Origin of the sequence: Stomatohabitans albus, from assembly GCF_036336025.1 — a bacterium.
Taxonomy (GTDB): Bacteria; Actinomycetota; Nitriliruptoria; order Euzebyales; family Euzebyaceae; genus Stomatohabitans; species Stomatohabitans albus.
Genome location: NZ_JAYKKE010000001.1, coordinates 457,470 through 481,423 on the forward strand (window position 1 = coordinate 457,470; position 23,954 = coordinate 481,423).

Annotated in this window: 21 protein-coding genes; 5 read left to right on the plus strand and 16 right to left on the minus strand. The window is 53.2% G+C overall.

The window, feature by feature from the left end; translation table 11 throughout:
- The first annotated feature begins 53 nt into the window (after positions 1 to 53).
- From VCU37_RS01960 to VCU37_RS01970, 3 genes are all read left to right on the plus strand, one after another.
- Complete coding sequence (locus VCU37_RS01960; protein WP_336248949.1) at positions 54 to 1,136, plus strand: ferrochelatase; 1,083 nt, start codon at positions 54 to 56, stop codon at positions 1,134 to 1,136.
- Between the two features lie 32 nt (positions 1,137 to 1,168).
- Positions 1,169 to 2,092: a chlorite dismutase family protein gene (locus VCU37_RS01965; RefSeq protein ID WP_336248950.1), complete on the plus strand. Its 924-nt coding sequence runs from the start codon at positions 1,169 to 1,171 to the stop codon at positions 2,090 to 2,092.
- Between the two features lie 74 nt (positions 2,093 to 2,166).
- Positions 2,167 to 2,556, plus strand: a complete 390-nt coding sequence (locus tag VCU37_RS01970; protein WP_336248951.1) for a hypothetical protein — start codon at positions 2,167 to 2,169, stop codon at positions 2,554 to 2,556.
- A gap of 170 nt (positions 2,557 to 2,726) precedes the next feature.
- Here VCU37_RS01970 and nucS read toward each other — a convergent pair whose 3' ends face one another.
- The gene (gene nucS / locus VCU37_RS01975) at positions 2,727 to 3,404 is read right to left on the minus strand and encodes an endonuclease NucS (protein ID WP_336248952.1); all 678 of its coding nucleotides are present in this window, start codon (positions 3,402 to 3,404) and stop codon (positions 2,727 to 2,729) included.
- 6 nt (positions 3,405 to 3,410) lie between these two features.
- Positions 3,411 to 4,232 carry an ammonia-dependent NAD(+) synthetase gene (gene nadE, locus VCU37_RS01980; RefSeq protein WP_336248953.1) on the minus strand — a complete coding sequence of 274 codons (822 nt, stop codon included), beginning with the start codon at positions 4,230 to 4,232 and terminating at the stop codon, positions 3,411 to 3,413.
- A 219-nt stretch (positions 4,233 to 4,451) separates the two neighbouring features.
- Here nadE and VCU37_RS01985 point away from each other — a divergent pair, with 219 nt between their 5' ends.
- Positions 4,452 to 5,684, plus strand: a complete 1,233-nt coding sequence (locus VCU37_RS01985; RefSeq protein ID WP_336248954.1) for a glycoside hydrolase family 10-like protein — start codon at positions 4,452 to 4,454, stop codon at positions 5,682 to 5,684.
- Between the two features lie 54 nt (positions 5,685 to 5,738).
- On the opposite strand, the gene argF is transcribed toward VCU37_RS01985, so the two are convergent.
- Together argF and VCU37_RS01995 are read right to left on the minus strand one after the other, a co-directional pair.
- Entirely contained in the window at positions 5,739 to 6,743 is a 1,005-nt protein-coding gene (gene argF, locus VCU37_RS01990) for an ornithine carbamoyltransferase (protein ID WP_336248955.1), read from the minus strand.
- 123 nt (positions 6,744 to 6,866) lie between these two features.
- Complete coding sequence (locus tag VCU37_RS01995) at positions 6,867 to 8,492, minus strand: DHA2 family efflux MFS transporter permease subunit (RefSeq protein ID WP_336248956.1); 1,626 nt, start codon at positions 8,490 to 8,492, stop codon at positions 6,867 to 6,869.
- Positions 8,493 to 8,680: 188 nt separating this feature from the next.
- Here VCU37_RS01995 and VCU37_RS02000 point away from each other — a divergent pair, with 188 nt between their 5' ends.
- On the plus strand, positions 8,681 to 9,265 hold the full coding sequence (locus tag VCU37_RS02000) for a TetR/AcrR family transcriptional regulator (protein ID WP_336248957.1): 585 nt from the start codon (positions 8,681 to 8,683) through the stop codon (positions 9,263 to 9,265).
- 33 nt (positions 9,266 to 9,298) lie between these two features.
- Here the strand turns inward: VCU37_RS02000 and VCU37_RS02005 are convergent, their stop codons facing one another.
- From VCU37_RS02005 to VCU37_RS02060, 12 genes are all read right to left on the minus strand, one after another.
- Positions 9,299 to 10,312 (minus strand): polyprenyl synthetase family protein, encoded by a 1,014-nt coding sequence (locus VCU37_RS02005; RefSeq protein ID WP_336248958.1) that lies wholly within the window; start codon positions 10,310 to 10,312, stop codon positions 9,299 to 9,301.
- A gap of 122 nt (positions 10,313 to 10,434) precedes the next feature.
- On the minus strand, positions 10,435 to 11,184 hold the full coding sequence (locus VCU37_RS02010) for a class I SAM-dependent methyltransferase (RefSeq protein ID WP_336248959.1): 750 nt from the start codon (positions 11,182 to 11,184) through the stop codon (positions 10,435 to 10,437).
- 165 nt (positions 11,185 to 11,349) lie between these two features.
- Entirely contained in the window at positions 11,350 to 13,137 is a 1,788-nt protein-coding gene (locus VCU37_RS02015) for an NADH-quinone oxidoreductase subunit N (protein ID WP_336248960.1), read from the minus strand.
- On the minus strand, positions 13,137 to 14,639 hold the full coding sequence (locus VCU37_RS02020; protein WP_336248961.1) for a complex I subunit 4 family protein: 1,503 nt from the start codon (positions 14,637 to 14,639) through the stop codon (positions 13,137 to 13,139). Before VCU37_RS02020 ends, VCU37_RS02015 begins: the two co-directional genes overlap by 1 nt.
- A gap of 1 nt (position 14,640) precedes the next feature.
- Complete coding sequence (gene nuoL, locus VCU37_RS02025; protein WP_336248962.1) at positions 14,641 to 16,542, minus strand: NADH-quinone oxidoreductase subunit L; 1,902 nt, start codon at positions 16,540 to 16,542, stop codon at positions 14,641 to 14,643.
- A 2-nt stretch (positions 16,543 to 16,544) separates the two neighbouring features.
- The gene (gene nuoK, locus VCU37_RS02030; RefSeq protein WP_336248963.1) at positions 16,545 to 16,859 is read right to left on the minus strand and encodes an NADH-quinone oxidoreductase subunit NuoK; all 315 of its coding nucleotides are present in this window, start codon (positions 16,857 to 16,859) and stop codon (positions 16,545 to 16,547) included.
- Positions 16,856 to 17,644, minus strand: a complete 789-nt coding sequence (locus VCU37_RS02035) for an NADH-quinone oxidoreductase subunit J (protein ID WP_336248964.1) — start codon at positions 17,642 to 17,644, stop codon at positions 16,856 to 16,858. The genes nuoK and VCU37_RS02035 overlap by 4 nt, the downstream gene beginning before the upstream one ends.
- The gene (gene nuoI / locus VCU37_RS02040; RefSeq protein WP_336248965.1) at positions 17,644 to 18,300 is read right to left on the minus strand and encodes an NADH-quinone oxidoreductase subunit NuoI; all 657 of its coding nucleotides are present in this window, start codon (positions 18,298 to 18,300) and stop codon (positions 17,644 to 17,646) included. Before nuoI ends, VCU37_RS02035 begins: the two co-directional genes overlap by 1 nt.
- Position 18,301: 1 nt before the next feature.
- The gene (locus VCU37_RS02045) at positions 18,302 to 19,570 is read right to left on the minus strand and encodes a complex I subunit 1/NuoH family protein (protein WP_336248966.1); all 1,269 of its coding nucleotides are present in this window, start codon (positions 19,568 to 19,570) and stop codon (positions 18,302 to 18,304) included.
- Positions 19,570 to 21,924, minus strand: a complete 2,355-nt coding sequence (nuoG, locus tag VCU37_RS02050) for an NADH-quinone oxidoreductase subunit NuoG (protein WP_336248967.1) — start codon at positions 21,922 to 21,924, stop codon at positions 19,570 to 19,572. The genes VCU37_RS02045 and nuoG overlap by 1 nt, the downstream gene beginning before the upstream one ends.
- The gene (gene nuoF, locus VCU37_RS02055) at positions 21,917 to 23,263 is read right to left on the minus strand and encodes an NADH-quinone oxidoreductase subunit NuoF (RefSeq protein ID WP_336248968.1); all 1,347 of its coding nucleotides are present in this window, start codon (positions 23,261 to 23,263) and stop codon (positions 21,917 to 21,919) included. The genes nuoG and nuoF overlap by 8 nt, the downstream gene beginning before the upstream one ends.
- Positions 23,256 to 23,951, minus strand: a complete 696-nt coding sequence (locus VCU37_RS02060) for an NADH-quinone oxidoreductase subunit NuoE family protein (protein WP_336248969.1) — start codon at positions 23,949 to 23,951, stop codon at positions 23,256 to 23,258. Before VCU37_RS02060 ends, nuoF begins: the two co-directional genes overlap by 8 nt.
- Between the last annotated feature and the right edge of the window lie 3 nt (positions 23,952 to 23,954).

Consider the following 23,954-nt stretch of genomic DNA (forward strand, 5'->3'; position numbering starts at 1 on the left):
GAAGGTGTAAGCAAAAACGGCAGGATTGCCAATGAACAGTCAGGATAGGTTCCATGACTGACCCGCTTGAACCGTTTGACGCCATCTTGCTCCTCAGTTACGGCGGACCGCGCGGACACGAAGATGTGCTGCCCTTTATGCGTAATGCCACTCGTGGTCGAAATGTTCCAGATTCTCGACTGGAGATGGTTAGTGTCCACTATAAGAAATTTGATGGAGTAAGCCCGATTAATGCACGCATGGATGAACTTATTGAGGGGTTGTCCATGGCACTGCGTGCAAAAGGGTCTACGCGTCCGGTTTTGCTCGGTAACCGAAATTGGACGCCCTTTATGGTTGACACATTGCGTGAAGCCCATGCACAAGGGCTGCGGCATTTCCTCATCATGCCTACAGCTGCGTATTCCTCCTATTCCGGGTGCCGCCAATACCGCGAGGATGTTGCCGAAGCGGTGGAGACCTTGCGGCAAGAAGGTATCGACGGGTTCCGCTTTAGTCGCGTTCCTGCGTATTACCACTTAGATGGGTTGATACGAACGAATGCGCAAGCCGTTATCGAAGCGGTACGTGAAGCAAGCGCCGCTTCAACCCCTGAGGGTGGTGAAGATGATGAAACACCAACCGTCATTTTTATCACCCACTCAATTCCACTCGATATGAATGAGGCCAGTGGCCCGCAAGGGCAAACCAATGTCTACGAGGCCCAACATGCTGAGCACTATGCCGCAGTAATGGCCAACGTTGAAGAACTCCACGGCGGCCCCGTGCCATGGACCTTTGGGTACAGCTCACGTTCTGGCCCACCACACCAGCCTTGGCAAGAGCCCGATATTGTTGACATGCTTGAGGACATGTATGCCGATGGGATTCGCCGGGTGGTGATCTGCCCAGCAGGGTATCTCTTTGACCATATGGAAGTGGTCTACGACCTGGATACTGAGGCAGCCGAAGCTGCCGCTGAGCTGGGTATGGTGTACAAGCGCACCCGAACCGCCGGCGTGCACCCATTCTTTATGAATGATTTAGCCGATTGGGTGCTGCAGGCTGCCACAATAGCGGATACAAGCTGCTCACCCCAGTGTTGTAAATCCGCACCCACCGCAGAGATGCTTCCAGCAGTATGTGGCCAGGATTAACGAGACCAAATTTTCTACAACAAGGAACAGCTATGCCACCCCATCACGGTAATGATGCCGACCACAAGGCACCCGTTTCTACACACGGTGGAAACGACCATCCACATGCTCATGGGCGCCACGGGGCGGGAGCACATTCGGCAAGCCATGGGCATACCATGCCTGGTGCACCCGAACCAGTTGCTGATCCCAAACCTGGCCAGGGTCACTTTGGGCAGGGTTATGGCCAAGACCCGGACAAGTTAGATCCTCGTGATCGTATCGTTGACCGTGAGGTTGTAAACGCCACACCCCATTACAGCTTGCACGCAGTCTTTAAGACCGTACTCCCCTTTCCAAAGGATGAACAAAGTCAGCGCTCCGATGTTGAGCAGCTACTTTCCGCACTCGATGCAACCGGTGTGGAAATTCGTGGCTGGTATGACGTGAGTGGTTTCCGTGCCGATGCTGACTTGTTGTTCTGGGGACTTGCTGATTCAACGGATACATTGCAAGCCGCTAACCAGGCCATCTTGAACTCAGAACTTGGGGTGAACCTGGAACGGGTTTGGAATGTGATGAGCGGCCATATGGTGGCTGAGTTCAGTCCTTACCACCTCCCAGCCTGTTTTGATGGCGTTGGCCCGAGAGACTACGCTGCCGTCTACCCCTTTAATCGGTCCTTTGACTGGTATTGGCTCCAAGCCGAAAAACGCCAAGACATGCTGAAGCGTCACGGGATGAATGGACTGAATCACTTGGATGTGAAGATTTCTACCCTGGCTGCCTTTGCAATCAGCGACTACGAATGGTCGATTACCCTTGAACATGATGATGTCGCGCGGTTGATGAGTGTATTGCGTACTCAACGCGCAGTTGAAGCCCGGGTATACACCCGTGAAGACACTCCGATGTTTGCCGGTAAGCGCATGGAATTAATTGATTGGGTTAAACGCCAGCCTGCTGAAGAATATTAAGTCTGTTTGATGGTAGTCCTAACCATTCCCCCTAGGGTGTCCGATACTAGATAGGAACGGTACAAAGGATCCCCATGGAAGATGTAGCAACCCATAAACCAGCGTTCTTTCTCGTGCCATTGATTGGGACAATTGCGGGTATTGCCATACTGCTTTCCCCCGCGTTCACTAATACGGTCGAGAGCTTCTTAGGTGTCAATGATGAAGCGACGTACACCTATTACGAGAAAACCATCACAGAGGAAGAACTCGATCAAATCCTGAGCGAGAAGAACGTCTATACCGTTCGTTATAGCGCCCCGGTCAACGGTGTTATTGGATCAGTTTGGAATACTGAAGAAGAAGCTAAACAGGCAGAGCAAACCTACCGTAATGAACAGGGCGGTCCTGATGTACTCCCCGAGAGTGACAACTTTCAAGACGTACCTGGTGCCACACAGAACCAATCCGTTATCACGCAATAAGGCCAAGCTATGACTGCCATTGACATGATGAGCACTAAAGCAAAAATTCACAGTTTCGTACTTGGAGCTGCGCTACTTCTTGCTGCGGTATATGGGGCACTGTAACCCGTTGCATACGCCAGGCTTATAGTCCATCGAATGCCATCAGTCGCTATGCTGCGTTGCGTTTGTTAGAACAGCTTTAACTCTCCTGAGTCAATGCCGCGCAATTCATCGTAATCAACTTCAATGCACTGAATATCCCGACTTGCAGCCAGTACTTTCGCCTGTGGTTTTATGATTTGGGCTGCAAAGATACCGCGTAACCCATTGAGCATGGGGTCGCGTTTCATTCGTTCGAGGTATCGCGTTAACTGTTCAACCCCGTCGATTTCTCCACGGCGTTTTATTTCCACGGCTACGGCATTGCCTTGGGCATCGCGCAACAGCAAGTCCACCGGCCCGATATCGGTTGGAAACTCTCGGCGAACAAGGGTGTATCCCTCGCCCAATGCCTCTGGATTATTCGCAAGTAACTGTTGCAGATGAGCTTCGACGCCATCCTTACTTAGTCCAGGGTCCTCACCAAATTCATAGCTTGTGTCACTGATCACGTCGTGTAGCTGAATGGTGAGTGTTTCACCCTTTGGATTCGTGACTACCCATTTCGCTGCATCTTCACCACTAGCTGGTTCTTCGGTCAACGTATTGGGCGCGACCATCCAGTTCAACGGTTTGTACGCACCACCATCAGCATGAATAGCCACACAACCATCTGCTTTCACCATTAATAGGCGAGTTGCTTCAGGTAAATGAGCCGTGAGGCGACCGTCGTAGTCAACGGTGCACCGAGCAACCAATACACGCATCTCTCGTTATGCCTTTGTGTGATGAGACCCCACCGTTTGAGGTCCAGGTGGTGTTGTGCGTTTATGGGCCGAACTCCGGAACTTTTGTTCGAGATTGACTCGTGCGGCTTCACCGATCGTGCCACCGGTCAAATAGGTATCAATATCGTGATAGGTGAGCCCGAGTTCTTCTTCATCGGGTCGACCTGGTTGGCCATCTAGCAAGTCTGCAGTTGGTACTTTTTGCCACAATTCTTCTGGAGCACCGAGTGCCATTAAGAGCTGAGCACCTTGGGATTTCGTTAGCCCGGCTAGCGGCATCACATCGGCTGCCCCATCACCAAACTTTGTAAAAAAGCCTGTCACCGCTTCGGCAGCATGGTCGGTACCGATCACGAGGTACCCATGCTCGCCCGCCATTGCGTATTGGGCGACCATACGCATACGTGCCTTCACATTGCCCTTATTGAAATCACCTAAGGGTTGGTCGATAGTCGCAAAACTATGGGCGATTGCGTCAGTTGCTGGACCGATATCAATCGTGACAACTTGGTCAGCGTTGATAAACGATAAGGCGAGTTGGGCATCGGCTTCATCGACTTGAACGCCATAGGGCAAGCGCATAGCCACAAAGGTCGCCGCATGCCCTGCAGTTCGTAGTTCTTCTACGGCAAGTTGGGCTAGGCGACCGGCGAGGGAAGAATCTTGGCCACCACTAATCCCTAAGACAAACCCGTGTGCCCGTGCGGACAAGAGGTAATCCTTTAAAAAATCCACACGGTGACGAATCTCAGCTTCTGGGTTGATAGTGGGCTTAACTCCGAGTTCACGAATAATCTCAGCTTGCATATGGCAAGGGTAGTCCCTCTCACCTAACCACACCTGGGACCAATTGGCCGCAACCATCGTGAGGCCAGCGTGCACAGTACACGAGAAACAACTTCAGGTAAGCCCGTAGAGGCAAATAACGCCCCAATACTGCCTCTAACCGCTTACTTGAATGTTATCTATCCAGAATCAGGGAACACCCATGACGCAAGCGACACGCGGTACGTCAAACTAGTCGCAATGCGCATGTTTCCCAGACTATTCATTCCGATACTCAGTTCGCTCATTGCTATTGCTTTAACAAGCTGTGGATTTGACGAGAGTGGCATTAGTCGAACTCCGAAACTGCCGCCAGCTAGCAACCTCATTCGGCCAGCTATTCATGGCCTGTGGGTGGCAACAACAGACCCTGAACTTGATTCTCCCGAAGGGGTTACCACGCTATTTGATCGCGCCCACAATGCGGGTATCACGGACATATATGTGCAAGTGAACTGGCGCTATGCCACGAACTGGCCAAGCAATACATTCTTGCAGGTAAAAGCCGATGGGCGTGATGTGTATGAAGAGGTGCTTACGGCCGGAGCTGAGCGTGGAATGCGCGTACATGCCTGGATGACCGTCATGTTAGGCGGTATGGCCGATAGCCCAAATGAATTGTGGAAGGCCCACGGCCTCCAAGCACCAGAGGATCAGCGCTGGGTCACGCGCAGCGTAGATGGCCGGTGGAGCGACTTTTTAGATCCCGGAGTTCCCGAAGTACGTAAGCTCGCGGTAGAGGCGGCGAGTGAATTAGCCCAAAAAGAACCTGCCAGCGTTCACCTTGATTTCATTCGGTATCCCGAAGACGAGAACCGTGTACCAGGAAGTGAATGGGGTTATAACCCGATCGCATTATCTCGCTATTACGAAGAGACCGGGAAAACAGAACAACCGGCCACCGATGACCCCGAATGGGCGAAATGGAAGCGAGAACAAGTCACCAATATCGTGCGTGACATAGATGCCGCCGTAAGCCCACTGCCAGTGAGCGCTGCGGTAGTCACCTGGGGCCAAGGGCCGCGGTCACGAGCAGGGTTTAAGGGAACAAGTGCGTGGACCGATGTGATGCAAGATTGGCCAGGCTGGGCTGAAGAAGGCATTGTCGATCAGCTTGTGGTTATGGACTATTTCGATGAATCCAGTAATCGTTCGTACCACGCATCGTGGGCGCAGTTCGCTGGCCAACTGCGCTCAACCTACCCCAACGTCCAAGTGCTCCTCGGGCAGGGGACTTGGCTAAATACCACCAAAGATTCACTGACCCAACTCGCTCGTGAGAACGATTATGTAGATGGGTGGGCGTTATATGCGAATGACAAGGTACCTGCTGACTTGTGGCCTGCTTTACCCAACGCGACTCCCGAACCAACACCATCAGCATCGCCGTCTCGCAGGGCTAAATCATCACCGTCACCTGCATCTAGTCAGTAGTGAACTAACAGCGAGTGGTACTACCAACATCTCGGTGAGCGACCATACTGCTGGTTAAGCCAGTGTGGCGACCATGATTGCCTTAATCGTGTGCATTCGATTCTCTGCTTGGTCAAATATCACATCGGCATTGGCTTCAAATACGTCGTGGGTGATTTCCATTCCATCAGCGAGGGATGGGTACCGCTGTGCAATCTCTTTGCCGATACTGGTGCTCGTATCATGAAATGCCGGTAAGCAGTGCAGTACCTTCACTGACGGATTCTCCGTAGCGGCCAGAAGGTCGCTATTCATTTGATAAGGCAGGAGCGCTTCAATCCGATTATCCCATATTGCTGGGTCTTCACCCATAGAAACCCACACGTCGGTGTACAAAAAATCAGCGCCTCGTACCCCCGTCTGTACATCACTTGTTACGGTTACACGGGCACCTGTATGGGTGGCCCGTTCACGAACACCTTTAAGGACACTTGGGTGGGGCTGCAAACCATCTGGAGCAACAACCCGAATATCCATACCGAGTGTGGCGCCCAGTACGAGGAGTGAATGTGCCACATTATTGTGTCCATCACCGAGATACACCAGTGTGGTGGTCTGCCAATCGCGCACCCCGTGTTCTTGCATGGTTAGGGCATCGGCCAGCATCTGAGTTGGGTGAAACTCGTTGGTCAACCCGTTATATACAGGAACTCTCGCATAGGCGGCTAATTCCTCAACAACCGATTGACCATACCCACGGTACTCGATGGCGTCATACATCCGACCAAGTACACGCGCCGTATCAGCAATGGACTCTTTGGTGCCCATCTGACTACCGGTTGGCCCCAGGTAGGTCGTGTGCGCCCCCTGGTCGGCCGCTGCCACTTCAAAGGCACACCGAGTGCGCGTGGAATCCTTTTCAAAGAGTAAGGCGATATTTTTGCCTACTAGCCGCTGGGTCTCATTTCCCATCCGTTTTGCTTTCTTGAGGTCAGTGGCCAGGGTGAGGAGGTAGGCCACTTCTCGCGGGGAGAAGTGAAAGAGGGTTAAGAAATGGCGTCCGGTGAGATTCTGGGGCATATGCGAAGTCTATGAGTTGCCCGTGGCGTACTCAATGCCCACTGATTGAATACACAAATCAGGGCAGGAGTAGTCTGCCACTCTTCGCAGCACAACATCATGGACGATGTGATAGCGGTCCATTCACCCCGTGGCTGGTGTAGTGGGATGAGCAGCACGCACAACGCGTACGGCTCCGACCATACCCAAAGCAAGAAAGACCATAGCGGTTACTAGGGACCAGCGCGTAGCACCCGTAAATGCGGTAGCAAGTGCATTCACAATGTCGTTGCCTTGTGCGCCGAGGAGACCATTGGCAACATCTGCCCGTAGCCCAGCGAGGTTACTGCCGACCGATGATCGAGTCGCATCGATCAGTGCTTGTGCTTGACTGGGGTCGATAGCGGTCATTCCGTCGAAGGCATGGGTGAGATATCGGTCAAAGCCAGCCGCCAACGCCGATCCACTGAGTGCGATGCCGAGGGCTGACCCCACTTGGCGTACTGTGGATTGTGTTGCAGAACCTTGGCCAGATTGAGTGGGAGGAATATCGGCGAGAACCGTCGATGTGAGTTGTGCTGCTGCAAAGCCGAGGCCTACTCCGTAGATAATGAGGCAGGCACTTACAAGAAACGGGCTAACGCTTCGGTTGAGAACGAGTGCGAGAACCCCTACCCCAATTACTTCAAGAATCAACCCAATGAGTACCACTCGAGCGGCACCGAACCGTGCAGAGGCATGACGTGCCAGTGCCCCAGCGACAAACGCACCGAGCGCCATCGCAGCTAACACCCATCCGGCTATAAACGGGCTGAGCCCGAGCACCCCAATCAGGTAGAGGGGTAATACAAAGACCAACGCAAACTCACCAACAGCTACAGCCATCGCAGTGATGTTGCCCCAACTGAATGTGGGAATGGAGAAGAGGGCAAGGTTCAAGAGCACCCGTTGCCGTTGGTGGAGGCGATGACGTTCCCAGGTGATAAACACCCCGATGCCAACAATCCCAACTACGAGGGCGAGAAATGCGAGCGAGACTGGTGCGCTGCGTGACCAAGTTGCATTCCCCACGGTGAGTTCACGGATCGGGTGAATCCACCCCAACTCAGGGCCTTCGATGACGGCAAAGACAAGTGCACCAAATCCGACAATGCTGAGCACAAGTCCGAGCCAGTCGAATCGTCCTGGTTCAGCATCAGCAGCCTTGCTGTTGGGGGCCACGAGTAGTGCCCCGATCACGACAAGGAGACCGATAGGGAGGTTAACCCAAAAAATCCAACGCCAGGAGAGGGTGGCTGTTAACCAGCCACCAAGAAGTGGCCCGATAGCAGCCATACCTGCCATGACCGCCCCCCAAATACCGAAGGCCGTTGCGCGGTCGTTGCCTTGGAACATCGTATTCACACTTGACAGGCTGGTGGGAAGGACCATTGCCCCACCAACACCTTGTAAGCCCCGCGCAAGCAACATCGTGTTTCCGTGTTGTGCCGTTGCAGCCCAGATGGAGCCGGCAACGAAGACCATAACCCCTCCTATAAACATGTTCCTACGACCGTATAGGTCAGCCATGCGCCCAAAACTCATGAGCAAAGCTGCAAAAACAACCGAATAAATGGCATTAAGCCATTGGGCATCTGAGAGGGTGAGGTGTAAGTCACGGATGATGGCTGGCAAGGCAACACCGACAATCGTGCCGTCAAGAACGATCATCGAAAGGCCTGCGGCAAGTACAGCCAAGGCCCACCATCGTGACGGGTGTGTTGAAGTCATAGGTGGTGGATGTGGTTGGTGGCGATGTGGGTCATGACAATCACTGGTTGTGCACTGTAGTTGGAATTGCGTTTCATACCATCTCTTTTGCGACACTATGTCTCTATAAGACTACGCCTTTAACAAATAGATTGCGACACTATGTCGCAATAATGTTAGGATGGGGCTGACCGAGCTAAGGAACTATCGTGCCAAAGATTGAAGCTGAAACCGTCAAGGCCCACCGGGCTCAAATGGAAGACAAGCTCATTGACGCAGCCCAAACCTTGCTGATTGATCAAGATGACAGGGCGTTCACGGCACAAGCAGTTGCCCAGCATGTAGGTATCGCACGCAACTCCCTATATCGCTATGTCGATTCGATTGATGACCTTCGTGCACGTGTTATTGCACGATGGCTTCCAACGTGGATTGATGCCGTTGACGCTGCTGTAGCGACCGCAACGAACCCACGAGACAAATTGCTGGCCTATATTGACATCAATCTTGAATACGCACACGCGAGCAGCCATGGCAAATTAATCACCATAGCCCAATCACTCAGTCCGGAGTATCGCGCCACCATCACCTCAGCCCATGAACAACTTGCCGGAATGGTGACTGATTGGTGCGCACGCCTTGACCCCGATGGGTATGTATTAACTGCGGCCTTCATTCAAGCTATTTTGAATACAGGGTTTGACCAACTTGCCCGCGGTGGCGAACTATCTACCATACGAAAGCGGTGCCGTAGTGCGATTTTGGCCATCATCGATGACCGGACCAATCAATAGCGAGCGCATGGTGCTCGAAATTGCCATCGCACCTCACGCAATGCGGTCAACGGCTTTGGCGGCCATAGCCATGAGGGCATCGATAATGTCTTCGCGTCCTCCAACGAGTGAACCCAAGGCCACACCAGCTCGATCAATATGGTCAAAGGCTAACGCCCGCGCCTGTTCAATAGCCGGGTGGGCTCGTAGATAGTCAACCGCGAGCGCCACATGCTCTTGCGTTGGATCATCAACCCAGCGGGCAAGATCGCTATCTAGCCCATCAGTTTGTATCGCAAACAAGACCGGAAGGGTACGCACGCCTTCCCGAAGGTCAGTACCAGGCGTTTTGCCACTAACCTCGGTATCCGCCGTAATATCAATCACGTCATCTGCGATTTGAAAGGCCATTCCCGTGTGATAGCCGAATTGACGTAAACATGCGACAGCCTCATCATCAAGACCACTAACCATGCCCCCAATGGCGGCACTTGAGGCAACAAGACTGGCTGTTTTCCCCTCAATAGCTGAAAGGTACCGCTCAACGGATGGGGTAAGCGCAGGGAGTTGATGTGTATTTGCGTGTGCACTCGTCACTACTTCTCGAATTTGTCCACGCGCCAAACTGGCCACACATCGAGCCAATTCTGGTACGACACGAGCATCTAATGTGCTTGCCATCAGCGAAGCACGCGCAAGCAACCAGTCACCAGCCAAAATCGCAACGGTGTTCGACCACTGTTCGTGTGCAGATGGCTGGTTGCGTCGGGTGGGCGCATTATCCATAACATCATCGTGATACAAGGTGCTCTGATGGGTTAACTCAACAAGTACCGCACCATCAATCGCATCTGGATGGGTGGGTTCCATACCACCGACCATTGACGATAATAGAGACACGACGGGACGAAACCGTTTGCCACCTGCATGATTTAAGTGACCGGTTACAAGGGTGACGAGGCTCTCATCATCAGCAAACGATGCTTCAAGGCGGGCTTCAACGGCACGCAAGGCGTCGGTGAGGTCAAGTCCATACTGTTTGGCTTCGGCAATCAGGGGGCTGGTCATACCCATAACCTAGCCCACACCACCTATGAATCAGCCGTTTTGGACGTGCGATGGGATATTCAACGTGCAGAACCAAGCACGAATACCGGCGCTTATCCCCTGCGCAGAGCGCTGAGCAGGCATTATTCAGGGAGTTGCGTGATCCAAACTTCCGTGACCATATGCAGATCTACAGATTCTTGCTGCAAATCTGGGTGCGTGTCGACCACATGCTGCAACGCTTTTTTTCGGATCAGCTTTTGGGTTGGACTCATCACTCGGTACGCCGAATGAGTTGTGTAGAGATCAACGAGATGCTTAGTGGGAAACCGTCGAATCCAGGGGATGAAGTGACGTACTGTTGGCCCAAACGGGGTGGTTGGGAATTCAGCATGGGCGATCATCCCACCAGGTGTGGCTGTTGAGTGCGGCTGAATCTCAGCGAAGGACTGGTGCCAACCTGGTACCGCAGACTCCAAGTTCCAAATAATTGCGAACTGTCCACCCGGTTTCAAAACACGAGCAACTTCAGCACTTGTTGTTACGGGATCCATCCAGTGCCAAGCCGTTGCGGTCACGACGACATCAACATCGTTATCCGGTAACCGGATGAATTCGGCGGTTCCGTGAATCTGTTCAGCTTCAGGAGCTCGTCGAGCCAAAATAGCCAGCATGGCTTCACTCGGGTCAACCACAACTACCTCGGGCACCCTCTTGACCAAATCTTGGGTCAACAAGCCAGTGCCCGCACCAAGTTCAAGAACTCGTTGCGCACCCTCGGGAATGATCAGGTCGATCGCTTCAGCAGGATAGCCCGGACGGTACCGATCGAATTGTTCTGCTCCGGTTTGAAATGACTGGGCGCGGCGCAAGCGCTCAAGCAAATTAGGCATATGCCTGAGTGTAGTGGCTTTTAGTTAGTCTGTTATCCTCCTACACCTATTTCACCTAAATTGGGCAAGCGTTCTTTCTCATGAGTTTATGTGCCCGATTTTTTTCTGTTAAATAGCTAACGCAGCCACGATAGTGGCCGCGTTAGTAGGGTTAAAAAAGAATACTTAACCACCTAAGACAGATGCCGCCTGGTTGCCCAGCAAAATCAAGATGGCTGGCAAAAGCCCGAAGACAAGCACGGCCATCGTAGACATACCTGTTCCTAACAAGGTGCCCGGAGCCATCATCATGTCTGGCAGTTCAGCAGTCTTTGCGGTTTCCTCACCCATCCAAATCTTGGCAATAATGCCAAGGTAGAACACGCTGGCAATAACGCTCGCCGTCAATGCAACACCAACGGCCCAGTATTGGCCGGCTTGAAAGGCAGGCATAAAGACACTGAGTTTGGCGATAAACCCAACGGTTCCAGGAATACCAGCCAGGCTGATTAAACAAATGCTGAGCATCGCGCCCACGCCGGCATTCCGTCGCCCAGTTCCGGATAGGTCAGCGAGTTGGGGTGATCCCATCATTCGGCGTTCCAGGAAGGAGACACACCCAAAGGCACCAATGACGGCCAGACCATATCCAAAGAGGTAGATCATTAACCCAGATACGCCATTGCGTGCCCCTGTTCCACTGAAATCCGTAGCAAGAAGCGCCAGGGTCAAATAGCCCGCATGCGTGATCGCAGACCAGCCAAGAATACGTTTCACATCCTTGGTAGTTATTGCACCGACAGCACCAATAACCATCGTGGCACAGCCAAGCAAGAACACGATAGGCATCCAGGTCCACTGGAGTGGAGCGAGCCCAACCGCAAACAACCGCATGAAGGCAACAAAGGCGGCAACTTTAGTGCCCGCAGCCATAAAAGCGGTGACCGGAGTGGGGGCACCCTGATAAACATCAGGCATCCAGAAGTGGAAGGGGACGAGCCCGACCTTAAAGGCTAAACCAACCAAGGTGAGGATAATCGCACCGGTGAGCGCCCCATTGGGTGTGGTTAATGGTGCAAGGCTCTGACCAAGGGCGGAAATAACTGTTGTGCCGGTAAGCCCGTACAACAGAGCCATCCCATACAGCATGACAGCTGAGGCCGTAGAGCCGAGAATGAAGTATTTGATTGCGGCTTCTTGGCTATTTAAATCGCGCTTGGCAAAAGCCGTCAGGACATAAAGGGCCAAGGAGAAAATCTCAACACCAACAAAGACCATCAGCAAATTGTCTGTACTGGCCATGATCGTCATACCCAAGGCACTGAGTACCAGTAAGGGGTAATACTCACCACGATGAATCTGGCGCGTTTCAAGATATTCGTAACTCATCGGAATAATGAGCATGAGGATCAGGCACAGTATCCCCCGTGCCGCCAAGCTAATCCCATCTACGACGAGCATGGCGTTCAAATAGGCATTGACATCAAGCAATGAAGAACCAGTTGAACCAGTCGTCACATCAATAACGCTTAATGACTTGGGGTCATTGATCCACAAGTTGATGGTCATTGCCAGTCCAATTGTGGCACCAAGCCAGGTAATGAGGCTCACCATTAGGCGCGGACGAGCGGACAAGGTCATCGCCAACACAAATTGGACGATCCCCAGTAACCCGACTGCACCACCCAAAATAAGGGTGGAATTGCTGGGCGTGGAGAACAGAATCCCCATCACAGAGAGCGTGATTGAAATGAGCAGAATCGTAAAACTCATTCCTTTGCGTTGATGTTTTGCTGCATCCAGCGCTAAGGCTATGAGGGCTGCGGCAAAGAGAACTAACTCAACACTGATGGACTGCCAAGGAATCGTTGGGGTTCCACCCGTCGCCCCTAGGCCTTGAAGCAGAGACGGATCAATGGTGAACCCTTCAGGGGTTTGTGCTTGCCCAAAGGCAACAACTGTAGGCCACGACATTAGTTACCCTCCGTGGGTTGTTCGGGAGCCATTTGGGTAGCGGCCGGTGCGGTAGCACCTAAGAGGTGATCTACCGCCGGATTGACTACATCAAACAGGGGAGCTGGATACAACCCGAAGATCAGCATGAGAATTACTAGGGGGTAGACGAGATAGCGCTGTGGGCCAGTCAGGTCACCCATATGCTCACTGGCGCCTCGTACGGGACCAAAGAATGCACGTTGGTATGCCCACAAGAAGTACACAGCGGCAAGGATTACGCCTGTTGCTGCCACCGCGGTCAGTCTCGGTAATACCCCATAAGAGCCGACCATGATGGAAAACTCACCGGGGAACCCGTTTAGGCCAGGAACTGCAATGGATGCCATCACGGTGTAAAGGAAAATCCCACCGAGGACTGGTGCTTTGGAAAATATGCCTCCATGATCGTCGATGCGATTGGTACCAGAGTGAAGCACGAGCCAGCCGACGAGCATGAGCAGTGCGGCTGTGGTGATCCCGTGGTTCACCATTTGGATAATGGCACCAGCGACCGAAACATTGGTTGCGGCAAAAATACCCAAGGCGATAAACCCAAGGTGGGCCAAGGATGAATAGGCGATGAGCCGCTTCAAATCCTTTTGGGCCGCAGCAATCATTGCCCCGATGATGATGCCGAGCACAGCCAGCGTTCCAGCGAGCGTGGCTTGCTGTTCAGCAGCTTGAGGTAATAACCCCACATTGAGGCGAATGAACCCGTAGGCACCAACTTTGCCCATTACGGCCGCGAGAAGTACGGCGATAGGGATAGGTGCAGATGCGTAGGCGCTAGCCTGCCAGGTGTGGAAAGGCATTAAGGGGAGCTTGATCGCAAATGCAAGGAAGAACAGCCAAAAGACAGGCGTTTGAACGGCAAGTGGTAGGCCTGCCCCATGGAGTTGGGCGATATTAAATGAGCCAGTATTGACCCAGATATAGATGATGCCTGCGAGGAAGGAAAACCCACCGACCAGGGTGTAGACAAAGAACTTCATTGCCGCACGTACCCGGTCCTCAGTCCCAAAGGCGCCGATTGCTAACCAGGTGGGAATGAGCATCACTTCAAAGAACAAGTAGAACAGAACAAGATCATTGGCAAGGAATACACCAATAAGTGGTGCCTGCATGCCTAAGAGACTCATGGCCAACCCTCGCATATGGTGCTCGGTATGCCACATGTAAGCCACCAGGAAGGGCACAAGGAAGGTAATTAGGCCGACCATAACAAGACTGATGCCGTCTGCGCCTAATGCATAATTTACATTCCAGGCAGGAATCCATGCGTGTGTTTCAACAAATTGAAGGCCAGGAACACCACGCTGGAACGTAAACCATGCGTAGACGAATTCAGCAAAGGTCAATAGAGATGTTGCTAACGCAATCGCTCGAATGGCAGCGTGCTGTGTTGACTTAAGGAAGGCGATGAGCAGGGCACCAAGGGCAGGTGTTGCGATAAGTAGGGTCAAAATTGGGATCGTTGTCATCCTATGCTCCCAACAAGGTCAGGCCGACGATGGCTGCCATCACAAGAACACCAACCAGAATCCCGCCAGCGTAGGTACGAACCTGGCCGGACTGGAGGTTGCGTACTGAATCGCTAGCCGCTTTGGTTACGGTGCCTGACCCTTCAACAAGACCGTCAACGAAGAAGCGGTCGACGAATGATAGGAAGATAGCAAATGGTTTTGCTACATCAGAAGTAAATCGTTCATAGGCTGCGTCATACCAGAAGGCGTTACGAGCCATATCCCCGTACATGCCACCAGCGACCGTGAGTTTGGACGCCACCGGGTTGCGGTTGAGCATGTAGCCAAGGGCAATACCGAGGAGACCAACCGCAACTGCGGTACCCATCTGTATGGTGTGATCAATCACATGGGCATGACCTTCATAGGGTGCAATCGTGTGCGCCAGCCAATGTTCTAGCCACCCGGTCGCATTTAACAACCCACCAACGAGTGAGCCAACCGCAAGGAGCAACATGGGGAGGGTCATTGATAGCGGGCTTTCGTGTGGATGCGCGCCAGCTTCCCAGCGTGGTTCTCCCATGAAGATAAGCACAAACCACCGTGTCATATAGAACGCGGTGAGTAATGCCGTGAAAATACCGATACCCCATACTGCGAGGCCTGCCCCGCCGAGATCGGCGGCCGATGCAAGCACTTCTTCTTTGGAGAAGAATCCGCTTGTCAAGGGGAAGCCAGCAATCGCAAGCACACCAGCACCAGAGACGACGGCGGTGATTGGCATTTGTTTGGCCAGTCCACCCATGCGACGAATGTCGGTGGAGTTAGCCATCGCATGCATGACTGAACCTGCAGCTAAGAACAGTGCAGCCTTGAAAAAACCGTGGGTAAGGAGATGGAAGGTTGACGCGGTGTGGTTTCCAGCACCGGCACCGATCATCATGTACCCCAGTTGTGAAATCGTCGACCACGCGAGGATTTGTTTGTATTCGTTTGTGAAGCACGCAACGATTGCGGCCATGAGTGCCGTCAAGGCACCGATCCACATGACAATTGGTAATACCCCACTCAGCGCAAATGGGATGCTCAGTCGGGCTATAAGGTAGACACCCGCCGTGACCATGGTGGCGGCGTGGATAAGCGCAGAAACCGGTGTGGGGCCAGCCATCGCATCGGGCAACCAGAGGAATAAGGGGATCTGGGCACTTTTAGCGGTTGCACCAAAAAAGAGCAATACGCAGGCGGTGTATAAGACCCCTGGATCAACGTCGGGTGCTGCCGTGATCAGTGTTGGAATATCTAATGTGCCAACACGCTGGAAGAGTAAGAACATGGCAATTAAGAACGCAGCATCACCGATACGGTTGATGACGAAGGCTTTCTTAGCTGCCGCGGCATATACCGGATTATCGTGCCAGAACCCAATAAGAAGGAACGAGCACAATCCGACCAGTTCCCATCCCACAAAGAGTACGGGCAGGCTGGCACCCATGACAAGGATGGCCATCGAACCGATGAACAAATTGAGGTAGCCAAAGAACCGGACGATGTTCTCGTCGTGGTGCATATAGCCCAAGCTGTACACATGGACTAAGAGACCAACCCAGGTGACGAGCATAAGGAGTGCGGCACTGAGCGGGTCGATGAGGGTTGCCCACTGCACGGTAAAGGGGCCAGCCACAATCCAGGTCGCAACGGGCGCTAAGAGGGCGGGGGCACCTTCACCAGCAAGCTGTACTTGGAGGAAAGCAACTGTCGCCATGAGCGCAGTGGTCAGACTTGTGGCAGTTCCAAGCAATGGGCCGACAACGCCAAGACGACGATTTCCTAATACGAGGACTGCTGAACTCGCTACACACAAGACCGGCAGGAGCCAGATCAATGCAGCCATGGAGCCAGGAGGGGGTTGAATCACGTTCATTGTTACGCCTTCAAGTTCGCCAAATCGTCGGGGTCAATGGAGGCACGCAATCGGAACAGATTGACGATCAAGGCCAACCCGACTGTGACTTCAGCAGCAGCAACAACCATGACAAAGAAGGCAATAATTTGTCCTTCAACTTGGCCGTGGAGCGCGCCGAAGGCCACAAAGGCCACGTTTGCGCTATTAAGCATCAGTTCGATGCACATAAAGACAACAATCAGATTCTTGCGAGTCATGACGCCAAATAACCCAATGGCGAACATGGCTGCACTCAGGCATAGGTAGTACCCGATTGGGATGCCTGCGCTAATCATGCGCCCTCCTCTGTCTCTGAAACAGAATGTACGACGGTGTCATCGAATGCGAGGTCATCCTCATCGTCAACATCGTCATACTGTTCTATACCGGCCTGGGGTAGTGCCTCTCCAGGTGCGACGGCCTCACCGAATTCAACCAAGTCAGATGGCTTTTCATTGAACCGACCAATGATTAATGCTCCAACGGCCGCAACCGTCAATAACACCGCCATGACTTCAAATGGCCAAACATAGTTGGTGAATAAACCTACTCCGAGGTCATGTAAGACTTGTCCTTGGTCTAGGCTTAGCCCTTTGCAGGCAACCGATGGGTTTGCCTTTGCGGCTTCGACGACCGCCTCATTTGTATTGCAGGCGCTCGCCAGGCTCATCCAAGGGTTCAATACCCATCCTGCCAACCCGAGGAATACCGCACCGCTTCCCAGGGCCGCCGCGATATGCCGCGATTGTTTCCAATCCAGTCCAACCCCTTCAGCTTCAATGCCCAAGAGCATGATGACGAAGAGAAACAAAATAACGACAGCACCGGCATACACCGTTATTTGCATGGTGCCTAAGAACTGACCACCCAAGGCAAAATAAAACACCGCTACACAAAAGAAGTTGACCACTAAAAAGAGTGCCGCATGTACCGGACGTTTAATAAGAACTACTGCGAGGGCGCTGGCTAGTGCTAAGGGGCCAAGAATCCAAAAAAGAAAGAATTCTCCGCCACCTGAGGCAGATAGTGTTTCGGTCGCCTCCGCCCCTTGGGCGAAGATCGTGGGTATGAGCGCACCCATTAGGCGATCACCTCACCTTCAGAAGCGACCGGCTCATCAACAGGTTGGGGAACCGGTGACGGTGCCCCGGCGTCAAAGGCGTCCTGTGGCTTAGCCGTGCGATGACGGGCCGCTTCATAATGGTCGTTAGCTTTAATGGTCGGTTTCTGTCCAGCAAAGTTGTGCTGGTAGTACTCGACGTTGGAGTGCTCCACATCCTCATCTGTCATGGGTGTGGCTTTACCGCCTTCTGGGATTGGGGCAAGGAGACGGTCCTTGGTGTAGACCAAATCGTTACGGTCATACTCGCTCAGCTCGAACTCATTGGTCATCGTGAGCGCCCGTGTTGGACACGCTTCAATGCACAATCCACAGAAAATGCAGCGTGAATAGTTGATTTGGTAGTCAGCACCGTAGCGTTCACCGGGGCTGTACCGGGCTTCAGCAGTGTTGTCACCACCGCGAACAAAAATGGCGTCGGCTGGACAGGCCCAGGCGCACAATTCACACCCCACGCACTTTTCGAGACCATCGGCATGACGGTTTAATTGGTGCCGGCCGTGGAAGCGTTCCTGAACAACGGCAGGTTCATCGGGGTACCGGCGTGTCAGGTCCTTCTTTACGATGGATTTGGCGGTGAGACCAAACCCTTTAAATGCGTTTTCAAATGAGGACATATCAGACTCCGGTCATAGATGAGGACGTGGCCATCACGTCGTCATCGGATTCTTCTTCGAGGACATCATGGTCTTCAGAGGTGTCGTGATCTTCAGGGGCATCGTTCAGGAATGGTCCAATAAACCAAGCAAGGGCGGTTAATAAAATGACCCCACCGAGCCAGGGAAGAACCTCAGCCACACTTGGCCCACCGTCAATGACACCGGTACGCATCGCAACAATAAACCCGGTAGCAGCCACCCAGAAAATGCCGGTTGGCAACATGACTTTCCAACCCAAGTCCATCAGGTGCGGGTAGCGGAAACGAGGCATTGAGCCGCGGAACGCTACAAAGATGTATAAGAACACGAGGATCTTGATAAAGAACCAGATACCTGGCAAGAACATGTCAACAATGCCAATACCCGTTAATGGTCCACCGGTGCCACCAAAGAATAAGGTGACCGTGAAGGCTGCCATGGTGATCATATTCATGAACTCAGCCAGGTAGAACATCGCGAATCGGGCAGCGGTGTATTCGGTCATGAACCCTGCGACCAGTTCGCCTTCAGCTTCTGGTAAGTCAAAGGGTGGACGACCAGTTTCAGCAAGACCAGCGGTAAAGAATAAAACGAACGCTGGGAACATTGGGATAACGTTCCATGCCGGTAACCATTCCAGTACCGGGATACCTGGAAATAGGGCAGCCCCCTGGGCGGCAACAATGTCACTCATGCGCATTGACCCGTTCCAGATGAATACAGCACAGACACTCAGCCCAAAGGCGAGTTCGTAGGCAATCATTTGTGCGCTTGCGCGAACCCCACCCATCAGCGCATATTTAGAGTTGGAGGCCCAACCGGCCAAGATGATGCCGTAGACCCCGATTGATGACCAGGCCAGCGCCCATAGCATCCCGACATTGGGATCCCATATCTGTAGGCGCACCTCTCGGCCAAACCATTCCATCGTGCCGCCAAAGGGGATGATGGCCATAAAGCTCATCCCCACCACTGCGCTGATCAGTGGTGCGATGACATAGACCCCACGATCAACCTTTTCGGGGATCATATCTTCTTTGATGAAGAACTTGAGCCCGTCGATAAAGGACTGGAAAATACCCCAGGGGCCAATCTGAATAGGACCAACGCGATACTGCATGCGTGCGATAAGCCGGCGTTCAAACCAAATAACCATCGCGGTACCTAAGAGCCAAAGCATGAGGCCCAAAAGTGCAACGAGGAAGACGATGAGAACGTCGAGCCAGTCGTTAATTCCGTTGACAGGCATTAGGACTCCTTTGACCCGGAGACGGTGACCTTACGCCAACCTGAACCCAGGTCAGCGAGGGCCGAACGAGCGATCACCACATGGTTAGGTTTGATCGCTTCAGTGATGGTGGCGGTAAGGGGCACCGTGCCGGTCGGACAGCTCACACGCACGGCTTGCCCATCAGAAATATCTTTGGCGTCTTGGGGATGTATCCAAATTCGGGCACCAGGACCAGCTGCAAGTAACTCATGGGCATCCGTTAACAGCGCTTGAGGTTCAAGTAACTGATGAACCACAATGCTCTTTAAACCCTGACCTGTCGAAGTATCCGTTGGTGAACTACCTGTGGCGGCTGAAGGGGCAGCAGCACTGGTGTCACCCATCAATACCGCCGCTTCTCGGCGAACATCATTGGCGGTCTGCCAACCCAAATCGCGGTCCATCGCCTTGCTCAGTTGGCGGACGATGTCCCACTCAGGTAAGACGCTACCAACGGCACCTGTTACTTGGGGCCAGGATTGTCGGCGGCCCTCCCAGTTGGTGTAACTGCCAACACGCTCTGTTGGTGCCGCAGCTGGGAATACATAAGAGGATGCAAGCACACTCGTATTTCGTAACACACCAGTGGTAATAACCGTCGCGGTGTTCAGCGCTTTGGCCACGAGTTCAGGGTCTCCAACGCTGACCATCGGGTCGGCACCAACCAAGAACAGCACATCCAATTCACCATTCGCAGCGGCTTCAAGCATCTGCCGGGTATCTTTCCCGGTTTTGGTTGGTACCCGAGACCACATTTGTGCAACTGGACCAGGCTCGGTTAATGGACGGCCACCAGGCAAGACACCCGGTAACAAACCAGCTTCAAGTGCACCGCGGGTTCCCGCATGTCGTGGAATCCAGGCGAAGCGTCCATTTTTCACCCCAGCGAGATGCCGTGCAGCTTTAAAGGCTCCAGGGCTTTGGGCAATGCGTTCGCCAGCAAGGACCACCAGGTTGTCACCCATACCGTCAAAGACGGGTGCCAAGCGCTGATCACTGCCGTCGGCCAAGGTGTACAGCACGTCGCGTTCTTCACCTGCATCGGTGGGAATCCATTGCCATGCAATTTCAGCGAGGCGACCAAGCACTGGACCGATAACAACAATTTTCAGGCCACGTTTCCGCCAATGCTTCCGCAACCGTAAGAACAAAGCGGGGTTCTCTTCATGCGGTTCTATACCGGTGACTACCACACACGAAGCCCCATCAATATCGGCATTGGTCGCTTGTTCTACCCCAAGCAGTGTTGGGAGTTCAACAAGTTCCTCCTGGGTTGGTATTGCCCGAAAATCAACATTGTCAGTCCCCAGCACATCTCGAGCAAAGCGACTAACGGCATAGGCATCCTCATCGGTGATGAGGTCACCGGCGAGTACCCCGATACGCTCACTCGGGGTCTGGTTCAACAGAGTTGCAACGTCTTGGATGGTTTCTTTCCATGTGGTTGCACTCAGTGTGTCGCCAACCTTGGCGAGGGGTGAAACAAGACGTTCATCACTTTGAATGAAGGCAAACCCAAAGCGGGTGGCATCATCTATCCATGCATCGTTCACACTGAGATTGGTTCGGGCCATGACCCGTTGAATCACCCCACGACGCACATCAGCACGGATATTTGAGCCTGATGCGTCGTGGTATCCGATACCTGGCATTCGTTTAATATCAAACGGACGGGCACCAAAGCGATAGGTCGTTGCAGTTAATGCCCCAACGGGACAGATCTGTGTGACGTTCCCTGAGAAGTAACTCTCATAGGGCTGATCTTCATAGATGCCAACTTGTTCAAGGGCACCCCGCTCCATTAACTCGATAAACGCGTCGCCACTAATCTGCTTCGAGAAGCGGGTACACCGCGCGCACAGTACGCACCGTTCACGGTCAAGTTTGATGAGCGGACTAATCGGCATCGCCTTCGCATGGGTCGATTTACGCTCAGCCATCCGAGTGTCAGGGTGACCATGCTTTAATGCTTGGTCCTGAAGTGGGCACTCCCCGCCCTTATCGCACTGGGGACAGTCAAGCGGGTGATTGACCAGAATCAGCTCCATCACATCCGCTTGCATCTGTGCGGCAAACTCGCTCGTATGCTGTGTGCGAACCACCAGCCCAGGGCGTGCGGCCAATGCACATGCAGCCTCAGGTTTACGCGCCCCCTCAACGTCTACAAGACATTGACGACAAGCCGCAACGGGGTCAAGGAGTGGGTGTTCACAGAAACGTGGAATGGTAATGCCAAGCTGCTCAGCCGCGCGGATCACTAAGGTACCCGGCTCAACCGAGATTTCTTGGCCATCTATGGTGATGCTAATCAGGTTGGAAGTCTGCTCAGACATTGCCGGTCCCTACCATCAAATTCGGGCGATCAGCCTGGGCGTTGGAGACCACCGGACCAACATGGGGCACGATATGGTCACCAACACGGCCGTTCTCGACCAGTTCGACAAATTCATTTCGGAAGTACTTGATCATCTGGGGAATCTGCCCGCTGAACCCATCAGCTAGTGCACAGAATGACCGTCCTTTGATGCCTCGGGACTGGTCAACAAGCAGATCAATATCGCCCAATGTCCCACGGCCATCTCGGATACGTTGCAAGGTTTGCCCCATCCAGTAGCCACCGTCACGGCAGGGGGTGCATTTGCCGCAGCTTTCATGTTCATAAAAGCGCAGCCAGTTGAGCCCCGCCTCAACAACACTGGTTCGGTCACTAAAGACCATCAGGGCACCGGTGCCAAGCATGGACCCCGCTTCGGCAATGGACTCATAGTCCATTCCTAAGTCCAGGTGGTCTGCCGTCAGGATCGGTGTAGACGAACCCCCTGGCGCCCAGAACTTTACGGGGCGTCCATCGACCACACCACCCCCCAGCTCTTCAATGACATCACGGGCACTCATACCCAATTCGATTTCATAATTTCCAGGACGATTCAGCTCACCTGAAATACACATGAGCTTGGTACCAGGTGCTTTCTCTGTTCCCCATTGCTTGTACCAGTCAGGGCTGTCTTGGCCCATGATGTAGCCAGCCGCAGTGACTGACTCCACATTGTTGATGACCGTTGGGCTGGCATAGAGCCCAGCAACAGCAGGGAATGGTGGGCGTAGACGAGGCTGTCCACGGCGACCTTCCAGCGCTTCAAGGAGGGCGGTTTCTTCACCACAAATGTAGGCACCCGCACCATAGTGCAAGGTGATGTGATGGCTAAAGCCTGTGCCTTGGATGTTCTCACCGAGCCACCCGGCTTTGTGCGCCGCGTAGATGGCTTCTTCGACACGAATACCAGGGAAGACGTATTCTCCGCGAATAAAAATGAATGACCGTGGGCTATTGAGTGCATACGCACTGGCAATGATCCCTTCAACTAAACTGAACGGATCGCGTTCCATTAACTCACGGTCTTTGAACGTGCCGGGTTCGCCCTCATCGGCATTTACAACAAGGTAAATGGGTTTTCCAGTGTCTTGAGGAACAAAACTCCATTTCAAACCAGTTGGGAACCCTGCCCCTCCACGGCCGCGTAGACCGGAATCTTTCACGAGGTTTCGGTTTTCTTCAGGACTCCGTTCAAACGCTCGGCGCAGATTCTTCCACCCGCCGGTGCGTTCATACCCCTCAAGGGTGTGTGCATCCTCAACGTCGTAGCGCTGAGAAAGCAATTTAACTTCAGGCATGTTCTGCCTCCTTTTCAGGGGCGCTACCCAGATCAATCATGTTCAATCCCGTGCTATCAGGTCCCGCTTCGGGTCGAACAACTCCACCATCTTTGGCTGTATCAAGGCCAAGCTTTTGTCCTGGCGCTTGCTCATCAATCGGGCCAATACCCGCCAACCGATGGCTGATGGCTCGTACACCAGGCGGAATCATCCCACGAGTGGGCGGCGGTACAACACCGTCACGCAGGTTATCAACAAGGTCAACCGCTTGGTCAGGGGTTAACCGTTCATAGTTCATGTAGTCAACGGTCACCACGGGGGCGCCTTCACAGTTGCCTAAACACTCAGCATGTTCCAAGGTGATCTTGCCATCATCTGTGGTGCCCTCATGACCAACTTGGAGATGGTCTTGGAGGGCTTGGTAGACCGCTTTACCACCGCGAACAGCACACGCAAAGTTTGTACATACACTCACCAAGTGATCACCCATCGGGCCATCATGTTTGTACATCGTGTAGAACGTGGCCACCGCTTCAACCTCGGCAGCAGTCATCCCAACAAGTTCCGCGCATTCGTTGATACTGTCACGCGTGATCCACCCATTTTGGTATTGCACCAGGTGTAAGAGCGGCAGGAGGGCCGAACGACGTTCGGGGTACCGATTACAGAGCTGTTCAGCTTTAGTTCGTAATTCTGGGGTAAACATCGC